We start from the raw sequence: 15,307 nt of genomic DNA on the forward strand, positions 1-15,307 counted from the left end.
CGGCTAGGCCGCCGGCGGCGTCCACTCGGTCGGCAGCGGCAGCGCCGCGGGGTTCACGCGCTCGACGATCTCGCTCAGCACGCGGAAGGTCTGCTTCTCCCCCACCCAGAGGTGCCTGCCCTCCTCGACGGCAACGAAGTCGACCTCGGGAACGACCGCGAACTGCTGGCGCGCCTCGTCGGGGCGCAGGAAGTCGTCGAACTCCGGCACGACCGCGACGAGCGGCACGCCCCGCCCCGCCCAGAGGGCGAGCTCGTCGCTCGTGGTGCGCCGCAGCGGCGGCGACAGCAGGATCGCGCCGGCGATCGGATGCTCCAGCCCGTGCTTGAGGGCGACCTCGGTGCCGAAGGACCAGCCGACGAGCCACGGCGTCGGGAGCCCGCGCTCGGCGACGAACGCCATCGCCGCGGCGAGATCCTCCGCCTCGGTGATGCCGTCGCCGAAGGCGCCCTCCGACGTGCCGCGCGGCGATGTGACGCCGCGGAAGTTGAAGCGCAGCACCGCCAGGTCGGCGAGGGCGGGCAGGCGTGCGGCCGCCTTGCGGATGATGTGGGAGTCCATGAATCCGCCCGCCGTCGGCAGCGGATGCAGGAACACGAGCGTGGCGACCGGGGGCCGCGACTCGGGAAGCGAGAGCTCCCCCACGAGGCGCAGCCCGTCGGAGGTGCGCAGCTCGATGTCCTCCCGGCGGGCGGGCAGCATGACGCTCGACGAGATGCGGATGGGGGCGGGCTCGGTCACGGGGATCCTCAGCTTCGGGTCTTCCAGCAGTGCGTGTGCCAGTGTCGGCGTGCCGCGAGATCGTCGGCCTCGCCGAACAGGCCGTCGGCGCGCCAGGCGACGAGGTGCGCCGTCCCCGGGGCGATCTCGAGACCGCATCCGGGGCACACGTAGCTCTTGACCGCCGCGTTGGCAGCCTGCGGCTGGACGTTCCAGCTGCCGTCGCGCTTGGCCTCGACTCGGCGCGTCCCGGCGAGGATGCGCTCCACATCGAGCGGCTCCGGCTCGACGTCGCGCCGACGCGCGCGCGAACGAGAAGACCGAGCCATTCCTCGATTGTAGAAGAGGCCCCGCGGGGATGCCGTCGCGACGAGGGCGCGGCCGCGACGTCAGCGGACGCGGCGCATCAGTACCAGCCGCGCGTCTCGCTCGACTCCCAGGCGGCGCACGGCGTTCCGTAGCGCCCCGCGATGTAGCCGAGCCCCCACGTGATCTGCGTCGTGGCGTTGGTCTGCCAGTCGGCACCCGCGGTCGCCATCTTGCTGCCCGGCAGCGCCTGCGGGATGCCGTACGCGCCGCTCGAGGGGTTCTCGGCGTACAGGTTCCAGTTCGACTCGCGCGTCCAGAGCGCGACCAGGCACGAGTACTGGCTCTCGTCCCAACCGCGCGCGAGCACCATGTCGTAGGCGATCGCCTGCGCGCTGCCCGGGTCGGGGGTTCCGACCACCGGCGCGGTCGCGGCGGCGGGCGGCGGCGGATCGGTCACGTCGTAGCCGTCGCGCTCCACGCGCGACTCGACGGCATCGCTGACCGCGAACTCCTGCACCGGAGCGGCCACGGCGGCGGCCGCCGGATCGTCGAGGGTCTGGCTGCTGGCGTGCGGAACCCCGGCGACCGAGACGAAGGCGAGCGACACCAGGGCCGCGAAGATCGGGAGCGAACGGGCCGTGCGGGCATGCCGCTCTGGCGCCGGCACCGGAGGGTGCAGACGAGCCGTCACACCTCGTCGCCGGTACCCGCTCACAGTTCCGTCAGTCTACTGACGCCCCCTGGGAGTCCGGGGAGACGCGCGCGGCCCCCAGTTCGGGGAGGCAGTCGGCAGCGATCGCGTGTCGACCGGGGCTCGCGGGCGAGCGCGGGCCGACCGGGGCTCGCAGGCGAGCGAGCGTCGACCGGCGCTCGCGGGCGAGCGACGCGGGCCGCTCAGCGCACCGCGAGCATGACCTCCGTGACGCGATCGATCAGAAGGTCGACCTGCGATTCCAGGTAGCCGCCGCGCTGGGCGGAGAAGGCGACCGTGCGCAGCTGCTCCAGCTCGATCGGGGTGCCCTCCTGGAAGTAGCGGGTGATGCGGTCGCCGAGCGCGTCGACCTCGCGGACCGAGTAGCCGCCGGTGAAGATCCCCACTCGGCGGAAGCGCTGGCCGCGCGGGCGCACCAGGCGGTCGAGGATCACCTGGGCGGAGGCGCGCGCGTCGGCGTACCACTCCTCGGAGCGCTCGCTCAGCGCCTGCTCGCGCTCGCGCTGGGCGAAGACGTCCTCGAGCCGTTCGAGCGCGGCGTCGACCGCGTCCGGCTGGTAGCCGCCGCGGCGCATCGTGAAGGCGGCACGACGAACGCTCTCGGAGGTGATCACCGTCGACGTCGGCTCGCCGACGTAGGCGCGGTGCGCATCCTCGAGGAAGTCCTCGACCTCATCGATGTCGTAACCGCGCTGGGAGCCGCGCGTGCGCGGGAACGTCGTACTCACGCGGCGATTCTAACGAACACTCGCTGTGCGTCCGACACCGCTCGGCTCAGCTCGCGAAGATCAGGAAGAACGCGTAGATGACGATCGCCGAGGGCAGGACCGAGTCCAGCCGGTCGAGGAATCCGCCGTGGCCGGGAAGCCAGCTCGAGATGTCCTTCACGCCGAGGTCGCGCTTGATCATCGACTCGGTGAGGTCGCCCATCGTCGCCACGACGACGAGCACGGCACCGAGCGCCAGGCCCACCCACCAGGGCTGCCCGAGCATCAGGACGCCGAGCAGGCCACCGGCCAGGAGCGCGGCGGCGACCGCCCCGGCGAAGCCCTCCCAGGTCTTTCCGGGGCTGATCGTGGGGGCGAGCTTGTGCTTGCCGAAGCTGAGCCCGGCGGCGTAGGCGCCGACATCGGTGGAGACGACGATGATGATGCCCGCGAGTGTCCACCACTCGCCGCCCTCGCTTCCGGTCACGACGAGGTAGAACCCGGCCATGAGCGAGACGTAGATCTGGACGAGCGCTCCCGCGCCGATGTCCAGCAGCACCTCCCGCGTCGGGGCGCGGTGGGACGGCAGCACGAGCTCCGCCAGGCGCCACAGCGTGACCACGGTGATCGCGCCGACGAGCGCGATCCAGAGCGCCTCGATGCCGAAGAAGAACGCGAGCGGCGCGATCGCGACGCCGACGACCGCCGAGACGACCCGCGGAATCGTGCGACCCGCCTGGCGCAGCGCCTGCGCGAGCTCGAGCGTCGTGAACGCGATCAGCGCCGCGCCGAAGAGGATGAACACCCACTTGAGCACGATGAGGCTCGCCAGGAACGCCCCGCCCAGCAGCACGCCGATGCCGATGGCGGCCAGGAGGTTGCGGCCCGTGCGGGCCTGGATCTTCTCGTTGGTCGCGTCGAACTGGGCGCGCGCGTGGTGCAGCTGCTCCTCGATGTCGGCGCGGGCCGCGGTGGCGCGCTCCTCCAGGTCGAGGCGAGCGGCGTGCGCTCGCTCCTCGAACTCGCTCAACGGGGAGGGGTGGCGGCGCGCGTGGTGCGGCTCGGCGGGGCCGGGCTCCGCAGGGCCGGGCTCCGCCGACGGCTCGTCATCGGAGTGCGACGTCATCAGACCTCGAGAAGCTCGGCTTCCTTGCGCTTGAGCGCCTCGTCGACCGCGTCGACGTTCGCCTTCGTCAGCGCGTCGAGTTCCTTCTCGCCGCGCGCGATGTCATCTTCGCTGACCTCGCCATTGAGCGCATCCAGGTCGTCCTTCGCCTTGCGGCGCACGTTGCGGATGGCGATCTTGGCGTCTTCGCCCTTGGTGCGGACGATCTTGACGTACTCCTTGCGGCGCTCCTCGGTGAGCTCCGGCATCGTCACGCGAATGATCTCGCCGTCGTTCGACGGGTTCGCGCCGAGGTTCGGGAAGTTGACGATCGCCTTCTCGATCTCCTTGAGCGCCGTCTTGTCGTACGGCGTGATCAGGAGCGTGCGCGCCTCGGGGTTCTGCAGGCTCGCGAGCTGCTGCAGGGGCGTCGGCGTCCCGTAGTACTCGACCATGATCTTCTCGAACAGCGCGGGGTTCGCCCGCCCCGTGCGCACGGTCGCGAAGTCATTCTTCGCGTAATCCACAGCCGAGTGCATCTTCTCCTTGGCCTCGGCGAGAACGTCACTAATCACGGCACACTCCTTCAACGACGACCGTTTCGGCCTTGGTCCAGCTTAGTCGGGCGCGCGGCGGACGGCCTACGAGGCGGCGCCGTCCGGCGTCGTCACGAAGTCGATGAGCTCTTCGACGCGTCCGAGCAGGCTCGGTTCGAGGTCGGCATAGGTGCGCACGGAGCCCAGGATGCGCTGCCAGGCGGCCGCGATGTCGGCCTGGTCGGCGTGCGGCCAGCCCAGCGCCTCGCAGATGCCGTGCTTCCACTCGACGTGCCGCGGGATCTCGGGCCAGCGGGTCAGCCCGAGCCGCTCGGGTCGGACCGACTGCCACACATCGACGAAGGGATGCCCGACGATGAGCACCTGCGGATGCCGGATCGACTGCGCGATCCGGCTCTCCTTGGACCCGGGAACGAGGTGATCCACGAGCACCCCGAGCCGCGCGCCCGGTCCGGGCTGGCGTTCGCCGATGACGGCCGCCAGATCGTCGATGCCGCCGAGGTATTCGACGACGACGCCCTCGGCCCGCAGGTCGCTGCCCCAGACCTTCTCGACCAGTTCGGCGTCGTGGCGCCCCTCGACGAGAATGCGACTGGCGCGCGCCACGCGCGCTCGACGTGCCGCATTCGGGTTCTCGGCCTCGACGACGCGGGCGCCGGAGGCCGTGCGCGCGGCGGCCCGGGGTGCGGCACGCGGCGGATCGAGCACGACGGGCGCGCCGTCGATCAGGTACCCGCCGCCGAGCGGGAACCAGCGCACCCGGCCCGCGCGGTCCTCGAGCGCGACCCGGCCCTTCTCGAACCCGACGATCGCGCCGACCCATCCGCCGGGGTCGATCTCGGGGGCGAGTTCCACGACGAGGCCGCGCTCGACGGCCACGCGGGGCACGCTGACCTTCCCCCGGCCGCGCCAGTCCCCCGCGAGCACGTCCGCGCCGTAGGGATCGAAGTCAGCCACTGACCGCGACGCCGTAGAGCAGGAAGCCGGCCACCCAGACGAGGATGACGCCCGCCAGGGTGAGCAGCGCCACCCACCAGGCGCGGCGGCGACGCACCAGGGCGACGACCGTGCCGATCACGCCGGCGGCGACCACGATCACCGCGGCCGCTCCGGCGAGGAACAGCGCGCTCGTGGCCCCGTCGAGCGAGCAGTCGCCGACGCAGGTGCCGAGCGTGGCGAAGGTCACGGTCGCCAGGAGCGCGCCGAACACGCCGATCAGGGCGGTCAGGATCAGCAGCAGGATCGACAGCGCGATGTCCCAGACGCTGCGGGCGCGCGGTCCGGTCACGGGCGGACGAGCGTGCCGATGTGCTCGCCCTGAAGCACGCGCGTGACGTTGCCCGCCGGCTCCATGCCGAACACGCGCATCGGCATCCCGTTGTCCATGCAGAGGCTGAATGCGGTGGAGTCGACCACCTTGAGGCCCTGCACGAGCGCCTCCTGGTAGCTGATCTCCTCGAGCCGCACGGCGTCGGGACTGGTGCGCGGGTCGGCCGTGTAGACGCCGTCGACGCCGTTCTTGGCGACCAGCACCGCGTCGGCGCCGATCTCGAGGGCGCGCTGGGCGCTCACGGTGTCGGTCGAGAAGTAGGGCAGCCCCGCTCCGGCGCCGAAGATGACGATGCGCCCCTTCTCCAGGTGCCGCTCGGCGCGCAGCGGGATGTAGGGCTCCGCGACCTGGGTCATGGCGATCGCCGACTGCACCCGGACCTGCGCCCCCGCCTGCTCGAGGAAGTCCTGAAGCGCGAGCGCGTTCATGACCGTGCCGAGCATTCCCATGTAGTCGGCGCGGCCGCGGTCCATGCCGCGCTGGCTGAGTTCGGCGCCGCGGAAGAAGTTGCCGCCGCCGACGACGACCGCGACCTCGACCCCTTCGGGATCGTCTTCGTGCTTGGGCGCTGCGACGGCGATCTCGCGGGCGATCGCGCTCACGATGTCCGGGTTGACCCCGAGCTGTCCACCGCCGAACGCTTCACCGGAGAGCTTGAGCAGGACACGGCGGCGACTCGACATGGGACTTCCTCAAGAGTGTGGGGGATGCCATTTCAGGATACCTGGGCCGGGCGCGATCCCGGAGCGGCGCGACGCGGGCTCGCGCTCCGGAGGCCGCTTAGTTATAGTTTCGCTAGAACAATCTTGAAGCCTGTGAGGATGATCCATGCGACTGCCCCTCCGCTCCCTCCTCGTCTTCACGCTGCTCGCGCTCGGCGGCGCGTGGCTGGTCGCGCTCCCGCTCTGGTTCACCGGGCGCCTCGCCAACCCGTGGTTCACCGCGTTCGCGATCGCCATGATGGCCACCCCCGCCATCGCTGCGATCCTCGTGGTGCGTGTCGTGGACCGCGACCCCGACTGGCGCACCGCGCTCGGACTCCGCGCCCCCGGCCCCGGCCGCCGCTTCGCGCTGTTCCTCGTCCTCGGCCTCGTGCTCGCGATCGGCATGATCGTGGCGGCGCTGCTGACCAATGCCGCCTTCGGGCTGTACCGCGCCGACCTGGTCGGCTTCTCCGGCTTCCGCGCCGCCCTGGAACCGCTCATCGCCGAAGCGGGCCCGCTGCCGATGCCCCTCGAGCTGCTCATCCTGCTGCAGGCGGTCGCGATCGTGCCCGCCGCGCTGCTGAACACGATCCCGGCGCTCGGCGAGGAGCTGGGCTGGCGCGGCTGGCTGATGCCGAAGCTGATGCCGCTCGGCGCCGTTCCCGCCGTCCTCATCTCGGGCGTGATCTGGGGCCTCTGGCACGCGCCGCTCATCCTGCTCGGCTACAACTACCCGACCGCGCCCGGCTGGCTGGCGGTGCTCAGCATGTGCGGCATGTGCATCGTCGTCGGCGGCGTATTCGGCTGGCTGCGGATCCGATCCGGCTCCGTCTGGCCCGCCGCCCTCGCGCACGGCGCCTTCAACGCCGCGGCGGGGCTCTCGCTGCTCGTGGGCGCCGCGGGCGACATCGTCGACCCCACGCAGGCCACCATCCTCGGCTGGTCCGGCTGGATCGTGCCCGCGCTCTTCGTGGTCGTTCTCATCGCGACCGGGCGATTCCGCCCCGCGCGGGGCATCGCCGAGACCGCGAGCGCCGCCAGCCCGGTCGTCTGACGCCCGGAGGCCCGGATCGCCCGCGGCGGCCGCAACGCACAGCGCCCCGCCGATCCGAGGATCTGCGGGGCGCTGCGGCGATGATGCGTGGTGACTAGGCGCCGACCTTGAAGCGGGCGAAGCCCGTCACGGTCAGGCCCGCGTCGGCGAGAACCTTGCTGATCGACAGCTTGTTGTCGCGCGCGTAGTCCTGCTCGAACAGCGCGACCTGCTTGAAGAAGGCGCCCAGGCGACCCTCGACGATCTTCGGAAGGGCGGCCTCCGGCTTGCCCTCCTCGCGGCTGATCTGCTCGACGATGCGACGCTCGTTGGCGACCTCATCCTCGGGCACGTCCTCGCGCGACAGGTACACCGGCGCGGCGAAGGAGATGTGCTGGGCGATGCTGCGCGCGGTGTCGGCGTCGTCACCCGTGTAGGCGACGACGACGCCGATCTGCGGCGGCAGGTCCTTGCTGGTGCGGTGCAGGTAGACGGCGAACTTCTCGCCGGCGATGCGCGAGACCTGGCGGAGCTCGACCTTCTCGCCGATCGTCGCGGCCTGGTCCTCGATGAGCGAGCCCACCGTGCCGCCGTCGACGGCCACCGCGAGCGCGGCATCCACCGTCTCGGCGCCGGAGTCGGCGAGCGCGGCGACGACCTTCTCGGCCAGCGCGACGAACTTCTCGTTCTTGGCGACGAAGTCGGTCTCGCAGGCGAGCTCGATCATCGTGACGGCCGTGGCCGACTCGACGACGGCGATGAGGCCCTCGCTCGTGGAGCGGTCGGCACGCTTCGCGTTGCCCTTGGCTCCCTTGAGACGCAGGATCTCGACGGCCTTCTCGACGTCGCCATCGGCCTCGACGAGAGCGTTCTTGGTGTCGACCATTCCGGTGCCCAGGCGCTCGCGCAGGGCCTTGACGTCTTCCAGGCTGAAGTTGGCCATGGATGCTTCCTAACTGGCTTGAGTGTGAAACAGATGAACGGCGGGTTGCGCCGGGAAGGCCGGGCGGACGTGGGCCCGCCCGGCTCTCGGAATTACTCGGCGGCGGCCTCGGCCGGCTCGGCCTCGGTCTTCGCGGCAGCCTTCTTGGCGGGCGCCTTCTTGGCGGGCTCCTCAGCCTTGGCCTCCTCGGCGGCGGGCTCCTCGGCCTTGGGCTCCTCGGCGGGGGCCTCAGCCTTGGCTTCCTCGGCCTTGGGCTCCTCAGCCTTGGGCTCCTCAGCCTTGGGCTCCTCAGCCTTGGCTTCCTCGGCGGGCGCCTCGGCCTTGGCCTCCTCGGCCTTGCCGGCCTCGAGGAGCTCGCGCTCCCACTCGGCGAGCGGCTCGACGGCCGAGACGTTGCCCTCGGCCTCGGGCTTCTGGTGCTTCTGGATGAGGCCCTCGGCCGCGGCGTCCGCGATGATGCGGGTCAGCAGGCTGACCGAGCGGATCGCGTCGTCGTTGCCCGGAATCGGGTAGGCGAGCTCGTCCGGGTCGGCGTTCGTGTCGAGGATGCCGATGACCGGGATGCCGAGCTTGCGCGCCTCGTCGATGGCGAGGTGCTCGCGCTTGGGGTCGACGACCCACATGGCGCTCGGGGTCTTGGTGAGGTTGCGGATACCACCCAGCGACTTGTGCAGCTTGTCGAGCTCGCGCTTCTTGATGAGGAGTTCCTTCTTGGTGAACCCCTTGGTGGTGTCCTCGAAGTCGAGCTCCTCGAGCTCCTTCATGCGCGCGAGACGCTTCGACACCGTCTGGAAGTTGGTGAGGAGTCCACCGAGCCAGCGCTGGTTGACGTAGGGCTGGCCCACGCGCTGCGCCTGCTCGGCGATGGCCTCCTGGGCCTGCTTCTTGGTTCCGACGAAGAGCACGGTGCCGCCGTGGGCGACCGTCTCCTTGACGAACTCGTAGGCCTTGTCGATGTAGGCCAGCGACTGCTGCAGGTCGATGATGTGAATGCCGCTGCGCTCGGTCAGGATGAAGCGCTTGACCTTCGGGTTCCACCGACGGGTCTGGTGTCCAAAGTGAACGCCGCTGTCGAGCAGCTGGCGAATCGTGACGACGGCCATGGCCGTGCTCCTTTTCTGGCAGGCGCGGCATGCCGCGGCCTGCGGTTCTCAGTTGTGTGTCGCACCCGGTTGGGAGCGAGCCCTGGTGCCCTGGCCAGACATCCACCTCGCGCCGGAAAACCGGGGTGAGGACTGATGGATGCGGCGGCCAGCGTTTCGCCGAGTTCGGCGGAGCGCGGATGGGCACGCGAAGTCACCTCGCCGAGGCGAGATGCTGGGACGAGTGTAGCACTGCGAACTCCGCCTCCCCAGAGGGCGCCGAGGCGCCGGTCTCCCCCGCCCCCGGGCGCGCGCCGCGCGCCGCGTCTCGGCTCGCGAGACTCGAGTGATGATCCCCGTTCCGGCCCGCGCCTCCCGCGCGGCGGCGGCCCTGCTGACGCTCGCGGTGTGGGCCTGGCCGGTCGCGGATCCGATCGTGATCGCGCGCCCCTACGTGGCGCCCGCCACGCCCTACGCGGCGGGCCACCGCGGGGTCGACCTGCACGCGGCCGAGGGGGCCGAGATCCGATCCCCCGCCGACGGCGTCGTGCACTTCGCGGGTGTCGTCGTCGACCGGCCGGTGCTGTCGATCCGGCATGCGGACGGCGTCATCTCGAGCTTCGAACCGGTCGTCGCGGTCGTGGCCGCCGGAGACCCGGTGCGGCGCGGGCAGCTGATCGGCCACCTGGAGCCCGGCCACTGCGCACTCCCCTGCCTTCACCTGGGAGCGCGCGTCGACGGCGGCTACGTCAACCCGCTGCTGTTCCTCGGGGGTCTCCCCCGATCCGTGTTGTTGCCGACGAGGGCACCACCTTGAGCTCGGCCGAGATCGCGCGCCCCGGCCACCAGAACCGTTCGCCGGTGAGGAACGCGAGCGCCGGGACGATCACGGTGCGCACCAGCAGGGTGTCGAGCAGCACGCCGATGCAGACGATGATGCCGATCTGGGTGAGCGTGATGAGCGGAAGCACCCCCAGCACGGCGAAGACGGCGGCGAGCAGGATGCCGGCGCTCGTGATCACGCCGCCGGTCGCGGCGAGCGCGCGGATCATGCCCTCGCGCGTCCCGTGCGCGAAGGCCTCCTCCCGCGCTCTCGTGACCAGGAAGATGTTGTAGTCCACGCCGAGCGCCACCAGGAACAGGAAGCTGAACAGCACGACGTTCGTGTCGACCGCGGGGAACCCGAACAGGCTGTCGAACAGCAGCCAGCTCGCGCCGAGGCTCGCGAAGAACGAGGCGACGACCGTGGCGAGCAGCAGCACCGGAGCGACGAGCGCGCGGAGCAGGATCACCAGCACGAGGAAGACGAGTCCCAGGATCAGCGGGATGACGAGCGCCTGATCGCGCTGCTGCGCTTCGCTGACGTCGAGGGCCTGGGCGTCCAGGCCGCCGACGAGCGCGACCGCGTCGTCGATCGCGTCGCCGTCGACACTCGTGCCGACCAGGTCGGCGAAGGCGGCGCGCAGCGCCTCGACCGTCGCGAAGGATTCCGGCGTCTCGGCGGCGGCGTCCAGCACCACGCTGAGCTGCGTGATCTCGCCGTCGGTCTCGCCCACGGTGACCGCCTCGACCCCGTCGGTCCCCTCGGTGACCTCGGCGACGCGGTCGGCCGCGTCCGCCTCGGCGATCACGACCACCGGCGATCCGCTGCCGGCGGAGAAGGCATCCGCGATGATCTCCTGGCCGACGACCGCCTCCGGAACGGCCGTGAACTGCTCGGTCTGCGCGAGGCCGACCCGCAGCTGCGTGCCGCCCAGGGCGAGCGCGCCGAGCAGCAGCACGCCGATCGTCGCGACGACGGCCGGCTTGCGCGCGACCCGCACGCCGAGTCCGCGCCAGAGACCGCGGTTCATGCTGCCTTCGCTGCCGACGCGCGGGATGTAGGGCCAGAACAGCCCGCGCCCGAACTGGACGAGCGCGGCCGGAAGCACGACGGTGGCGAAGATCATGGCGATCACGACACCGGTGGCGCACGCGATGCCGAGGGCGCGGTTGCCCGCGAGCTCGGCGAAGACGAGCGTGAGGAGGCTCAGCACGACGGTGCCGCCGCTCGCGATGATCGCGGGGCCGGCTCCGCGCAGGGCGCGCGCCATCGCTTCACGGCGGTCCTCGAACACGCGCAGCTCGTCGCGGTAGCGCGCGATCAGCAGCAGGGCGTAGTTGGTGCCGGCGCCAAACACGAGCACCGAGAGGATGCCGGTGACCGAAGCGTCCAGGGCGATGCCGAAGACCGCCGAGACGCGGGTGGCGACCACGCCGGCGAGGCCGTCGGCGGTGCCGACGACGACGAGCGGCACGAGCCACAGCCACGGGCTGCGGTAGGTGACGAGCAGCAGCACCGCCACGACGATCACCGTCGTCAGCAGGAGCGTGAAGTCGGCGCCTTCGAAGACCGCGGCGATGTCGACCGCGAAGCCCTCCGGCCCGGTGAGGAGCGCGTCGAGCCCCGAGGGCAGGTCGGCGTTCGCGATCTCGCGCAGCTCGTCGGCGCGCTCCGCCTGCTCGCCCGCGTCCTCCAAAACGTCAAGCGGGACCACCAGGAGCGCCGCCGTGCTGTCGTCGGCCACGGTCGGCGGCGGCACGAAACCGCCGCTCGAGAGCTCGGCGAGCTCGGCGCTGCGCTCGACGACCGCCGCGATGTCCGCCTGATCGAGCTCCTCGCCGTCGCGCGAGAACACGAGCAGCGCGCTCGTCGAGTCGGCGCCGGCGAGCGTGTCCTGCAGTGCCGCCGCCCGCGCGGACTCGGCGGAGTCGGGAAGGCCGACCCCCGGCGAGAGCTCGCCCTCGGACCCGCTCCCCATCGCGAACAGCCCGCCGGCGAGCAGGCCGGCGACGACGAGAACGATCCAGGAGGTGCGACGGGAGGTGATGAAGCGCGTGACGGCGTGCATATCTCTCATTTGATCATCTAATTACTAGGACTTCGAACAACATAGCGATAAACTCACTCCATGCCAAGCACTCGACCCCGCGCCCGGGACGCCGCGCCACGCGATGGCGCGCCCCGTGTCGGCGTGCGCGACGCGACGATGCATGTGCGCGAGATCCTCGAGGTGAGCGCCGACTTCGAGTCCCACGTGGGGAAGCAGCTCGAGGTGAACCACACCGACATGCAGGCGATGGAGCACCTCGTCATGCACGGGAACCTCTCCCCCACCGAGCTGGCTCGACGACTCGGCATGTCCACCGCCGCGGTCACGACCGTGGTGGATCGGCTCGTCGCGGTCGGCCACGCGACCCGCGAGCCCCACCCGACCGACCGCCGCGGGGTGGTCGTCGTGCCGAACCCGGCCTCGGTGCAACGCGCGATGGCGGCGATCATGCCGATGTTCATGGGGATCGACCGGGTGCTCGACGAGTTCAGCCCCGAGGAGCAGGAGACCGTCACGCGCTACCTCGCGCGCGTGCTCGACGTGTACCGCGCGCAGCTCGAGTAGGCGCGGCCCGGTGGGGCCGCCTCAGGCCCGCGGGTGCGCGAGCCGGTAGCTCTCGCGCAGCCGCTCGGTCGAGACGTGCGTGTAGATCTGCGTCGTCGACAGGCTCGAGTGCCCGAGCAGCTCCTGCACGGCGCGCAGATCGGCGCCCCCGTCCAGCAGGTGGGTCGCCGCGGTGTGTCGCAGCGTGTGCGGGCCGGACGGGCCGGAGCCGGGCAGGTCGGCGAGCAGCCGCGCGATGACCTGGTACACCGAGCGGGTGTCGATCGCGCGGCCGCGCACCCCGACGAACAGCACACCGGGATCGGTGCGGCTCTTCACGAGCTCGGGTCTCGACCGTCGTTGATAGTCGTCGAGGGCGCGCGCGGCGGGTCCCCCGTAGGGCACCACGCGCTCCTTGCCGCCCTTTCCGAGCACCCGCACGGTGCGCCCGGCGGGGTCGAGCGACCCCGGACGGAGCGCGGCGAGCTCGCTCACCCGGATGGCGGACGCGTAGAGCAGCTCGACGATCGCCAGGTCGCGGATCGCGACGGCGTCATCCGTCGCAGCCCGGGCGGCGAGCCCCGAGAAGAGGTCGTCCATCTGCGCCCGCGTCAGGACGCGCGGCAGGTGCTGGTCCGGGCGCGGGGCGCGCAGCCGCGCCGCCGGATCCGCCGCCAGATGCCCGTGGTCGACGAGCCAGCCGGTGAACGCGCGCACCGCGGCCGTGCGCCGCGCCAGGGTCGCGCTGGCGAGGCCGCGCTGCGCCGAGAGCCAGAGCCACTCGCGCAGCAGCTCCAGGTCGAGGCCGTCGACCTCGGTGACCGCGCGCTCCGCCGCCACCTCGGCCAGCTCCGTCAGGTCGGTGCGGTAGCCGCGCACCGTGTGCGCCGACAGGCCCCGCTCGGTCTCGAGGGAGCGGGCGAAGCGGTCGATCGCAGCGGACACCTGCATGGGTTCCATCGTCGCGCGCGCCGGCGCTGATGGGGTGCGGCCACGCCGCTGTGCGGTTCTGCGGCTCAGCCGGCCGTCGTGCCGCCCGAGGCGTCGGCGTCGGCGACGTTGAAGGTGGAGGACTTGTCCGAGAACGCGGCGCGGCGCTCCTCCGGGGTCATCGCCGCGAGCCGCCCCAGCACGGCGTCGGAGAAGCCCGCGACCTGCGGCGCGTCGGTGATGGGCACGATCGAGTGCACGACGCCGGAGTCGTAGACGTTGACGACGTTGACCGACTGCGCCGCGTCAATGCCACGCAGCGTGCCGCGCGGCGCGCTGACGTCGATCGTGTAGCAGGTGGCGGCGGCCACCGAGACGGGGATTCCCGCGAAGGTGCCGTGCGTCGAGTGGTGCAGGTGGCCGGCGAGGATCGCGCGCACATCGCTGCCGCGCAGCACGTCGGCAAGCTGCGGCTGGTTGTCGAGTTCGAGGATCGCCATCAGCTCGACGGGGCTGGGCAGCGGCGGGTGGTGCAGGGCGAGGATGGTGCCGTCCGGAGCCGGGGTGGCGAGCACCCGGCGCAGCCAGTCGAGCTGCTCGTCGGTGATGTCGCCGTGGTGGAATCCGGGCACGGTCGAGTCGAGCACGACGACGCGGAGTCCGCCGAGCTGGTGCACGCGGTCCAGCGGTTCGCCGCCGTTGGCTTCGTCGAGCAGTTCGGCGGCGAACGGGCCGCGCTCGTCGTGGTTGCCCATCACCCAGATGATCTCGGCCCCGAGTCGCTGCGCGGCCGGTTCGATGAGGGCGCGCAGCCGCCGGTAGGCATCCGGCTCGGCGAGGTCGGCGAGATCACCCGTGATGACGATCCCGGAGGGGCGCACCCCGGATCGCTCCAGCTGCTCGAAGGCCCGGCCCAGCGCGAGGTCGGTGTCGACGGCGCCGTACAGGGGCGCGTGGCCGGCGAGGAAGTGCGTGTCGCTGACGTGCACGAGCGTGTGCCGCGGAGCCGGATAGTGACCCAGCTGGACGAATCCCGGCGCCTCGGATGCCACCATGTTGCCTCCCGCCCTCGCGTGCACTCGGGGGAACTCTAGTCGGCACGGGCGACCTCCCGGCGGTTCGCCGCGGCCTTGAGCCATCCGGTGGGGCGCTCGCGCACCCACCCGTCGAGGTCGAGCAGGCCGAGCGTCGCGCGCACTTCGTCGACCGCGAGCCCGGCCGTTCCGCTCGCACTGCCCACGTGCAGGGACCAGTCGCACGGCATCATCGCCGCGCGTCGCTACCGTCGCAGTACAGCAGACCCGATCACGTCCACGGAAGCGTGATCAACGGCCGTGGCTCGAAACGTCAACTCGCAGTCGGCTTCGCAGCCGCCGGCTCGATCTTTCCGGCAGCGACCAACGCCCCCCAGGCAATCGCGCTAACAGTGAGCCAGAGCAACAACGCGACCACAGCCACGGAAAACGCCCAGTTCGACAACGAGAACGCGCCGAGCCCTTCCGCCCCCGTCGCGAAGTACGAGTACCGCGCTTCCCGCTGCTCAACCGATCCGCTGATTGCAGCAATCACGCCGACGACAGCCGAGATCCACGCGATCACGGCTAGTCCAGTTCGGTACGGGTTCCCTTTGACCATGAGCAAAACTTCCTTTCGATTTCGGTTGAAGCGTATCGGTACCGGTACCGGTACCGGTGCCGCGTCGCGACTCGATCGACGGTGACACCCGGGGCTCGGACGGAGGTCGAGCTGGCATACGCCG

19 protein-coding genes are annotated in these 15,307 nt (G+C 71.3%); 3 read left to right on the forward strand and 16 right to left on the reverse strand.

The features are described from left to right. Window positions 1-3 precede the first annotated feature (3 nt). From AC0L6Y_RS07960 to pyrH, 9 genes are all read right to left on the reverse strand, one after another. Window positions 4-702 (reverse strand): alpha/beta hydrolase, encoded by a 699-nt coding sequence (locus AC0L6Y_RS07960; RefSeq protein ID WP_473558382.1) that lies wholly within the window; start codon window positions 700-702, stop codon window positions 4-6. 47 nt (window positions 703-749) lie between these two features. Further along, the gene (locus AC0L6Y_RS07965; RefSeq protein ID WP_473550537.1) at window positions 750-1,049 is read right to left on the reverse strand and encodes a hypothetical protein; all 300 of its coding nucleotides are present in this window, start codon (window positions 1,047-1,049) and stop codon (window positions 750-752) included. A gap of 77 nt (window positions 1,050-1,126) precedes the next feature. Then, window positions 1,127-1,744 carry an aggregation-promoting factor C-terminal-like domain-containing protein gene (locus AC0L6Y_RS07970; protein ID WP_473550540.1) on the reverse strand — a complete coding sequence of 206 codons (618 nt, stop codon included), beginning with the start codon at window positions 1,742-1,744 and terminating at the stop codon, window positions 1,127-1,129. 179 nt (window positions 1,745-1,923) lie between these two features. After that, window positions 1,924-2,469 carry a DivIVA domain-containing protein gene (locus tag AC0L6Y_RS07975; protein WP_473550545.1) on the reverse strand — a complete coding sequence of 182 codons (546 nt, stop codon included), beginning with the start codon at window positions 2,467-2,469 and terminating at the stop codon, window positions 1,924-1,926. 46 nt (window positions 2,470-2,515) lie between these two features. Next, the gene (locus AC0L6Y_RS07980) at window positions 2,516-3,574 is read right to left on the reverse strand and encodes a phosphatidate cytidylyltransferase (RefSeq protein WP_473550548.1); all 1,059 of its coding nucleotides are present in this window, start codon (window positions 3,572-3,574) and stop codon (window positions 2,516-2,518) included. Then, the gene (gene frr / locus AC0L6Y_RS07985; RefSeq protein WP_473550551.1) at window positions 3,574-4,128 is read right to left on the reverse strand and encodes a ribosome recycling factor; all 555 of its coding nucleotides are present in this window, start codon (window positions 4,126-4,128) and stop codon (window positions 3,574-3,576) included. The genes AC0L6Y_RS07980 and frr overlap by 1 nt, the downstream gene beginning before the upstream one ends. A 66-nt stretch (window positions 4,129-4,194) precedes the next feature. Beyond that, window positions 4,195-5,067 (reverse strand): DUF3097 family protein, encoded by an 873-nt coding sequence (locus tag AC0L6Y_RS07990; RefSeq protein ID WP_473550554.1) that lies wholly within the window; start codon window positions 5,065-5,067, stop codon window positions 4,195-4,197. Continuing rightward, window positions 5,060-5,398: a hypothetical protein gene (locus AC0L6Y_RS07995; protein WP_473550558.1), complete on the reverse strand. Its 339-nt coding sequence runs from the start codon at window positions 5,396-5,398 to the stop codon at window positions 5,060-5,062. Before AC0L6Y_RS07995 ends, AC0L6Y_RS07990 begins: the two co-directional genes overlap by 8 nt. Beyond that, window positions 5,395-6,123 (reverse strand): UMP kinase, encoded by a 729-nt coding sequence (pyrH, locus tag AC0L6Y_RS08000; protein WP_473550561.1) that lies wholly within the window; start codon window positions 6,121-6,123, stop codon window positions 5,395-5,397. Before pyrH ends, AC0L6Y_RS07995 begins: the two co-directional genes overlap by 4 nt. A 145-nt stretch (window positions 6,124-6,268) precedes the next feature. Between pyrH and AC0L6Y_RS08005 the strand changes: the two genes are divergently transcribed. Further along, on the forward strand, window positions 6,269-7,198 hold the full coding sequence (locus AC0L6Y_RS08005) for a lysostaphin resistance A-like protein (protein WP_473550565.1): 930 nt from the start codon (window positions 6,269-6,271) through the stop codon (window positions 7,196-7,198). A 94-nt stretch (window positions 7,199-7,292) separates the two neighbouring features. Here the strand turns inward: AC0L6Y_RS08005 and tsf are convergent, their stop codons facing one another. Both tsf and rpsB read right to left on the reverse strand, forming a co-directional pair. Next, window positions 7,293-8,120: a translation elongation factor Ts gene (tsf, locus tag AC0L6Y_RS08010; RefSeq protein ID WP_473550569.1), complete on the reverse strand. Its 828-nt coding sequence runs from the start codon at window positions 8,118-8,120 to the stop codon at window positions 7,293-7,295. A 92-nt stretch (window positions 8,121-8,212) separates the two neighbouring features. Continuing rightward, window positions 8,213-9,223 carry a 30S ribosomal protein S2 gene (gene rpsB, locus AC0L6Y_RS08015; RefSeq protein WP_473550573.1) on the reverse strand — a complete coding sequence of 337 codons (1,011 nt, stop codon included), beginning with the start codon at window positions 9,221-9,223 and terminating at the stop codon, window positions 8,213-8,215. Window positions 9,224-9,551: 328 nt separating this feature from the next. Here rpsB and AC0L6Y_RS08020 point away from each other — a divergent pair, with 328 nt between their 5' ends. Next, entirely contained in the window at window positions 9,552-10,019 is a 468-nt protein-coding gene (locus AC0L6Y_RS08020; protein WP_473550575.1) for a M23 family metallopeptidase, read from the forward strand. Here the strand turns inward: AC0L6Y_RS08020 and AC0L6Y_RS08025 are convergent. Next, window positions 9,952-12,102, reverse strand: coding sequence for an MMPL family transporter (locus tag AC0L6Y_RS08025; RefSeq protein ID WP_473550578.1), 2,151 nt, complete (start codon window positions 12,100-12,102; stop codon window positions 9,952-9,954). The genes AC0L6Y_RS08020 and AC0L6Y_RS08025 overlap by 68 nt on opposite strands. A gap of 51 nt (window positions 12,103-12,153) precedes the next feature. Between AC0L6Y_RS08025 and AC0L6Y_RS08030 the strand changes: the two genes are divergently transcribed. Continuing rightward, window positions 12,154-12,639 carry a MarR family winged helix-turn-helix transcriptional regulator gene (locus AC0L6Y_RS08030; protein WP_473550581.1) on the forward strand — a complete coding sequence of 162 codons (486 nt, stop codon included), beginning with the start codon at window positions 12,154-12,156 and terminating at the stop codon, window positions 12,637-12,639. Window positions 12,640-12,660: 21 nt separating this feature from the next. Here AC0L6Y_RS08030 and AC0L6Y_RS08035 read toward each other — a convergent pair whose 3' ends face one another. From AC0L6Y_RS08035 to AC0L6Y_RS08050, 4 genes are all read right to left on the reverse strand, one after another. Then, window positions 12,661-13,569, reverse strand: coding sequence for a tyrosine recombinase XerC (locus AC0L6Y_RS08035; RefSeq protein ID WP_473550585.1), 909 nt, complete (start codon window positions 13,567-13,569; stop codon window positions 12,661-12,663). 65 nt (window positions 13,570-13,634) lie between these two features. Continuing rightward, the gene (locus AC0L6Y_RS08040) at window positions 13,635-14,603 is read right to left on the reverse strand and encodes a phosphodiesterase (protein WP_473550589.1); all 969 of its coding nucleotides are present in this window, start codon (window positions 14,601-14,603) and stop codon (window positions 13,635-13,637) included. A 35-nt stretch (window positions 14,604-14,638) separates the two neighbouring features. Then, window positions 14,639-14,788 (reverse strand): hypothetical protein, encoded by a 150-nt coding sequence (locus AC0L6Y_RS08045; protein ID WP_473550593.1) that lies wholly within the window; start codon window positions 14,786-14,788, stop codon window positions 14,639-14,641. 107 nt (window positions 14,789-14,895) lie between these two features. Then, window positions 14,896-15,147, reverse strand: coding sequence for a hypothetical protein (locus AC0L6Y_RS08050; RefSeq protein ID WP_473550597.1), 252 nt, complete (start codon window positions 15,145-15,147; stop codon window positions 14,896-14,898). Window positions 15,148-15,307 lie beyond the last annotated feature (160 nt).

The organism is Pseudolysinimonas sp. 10J20-29 (genome assembly GCF_055809595.1).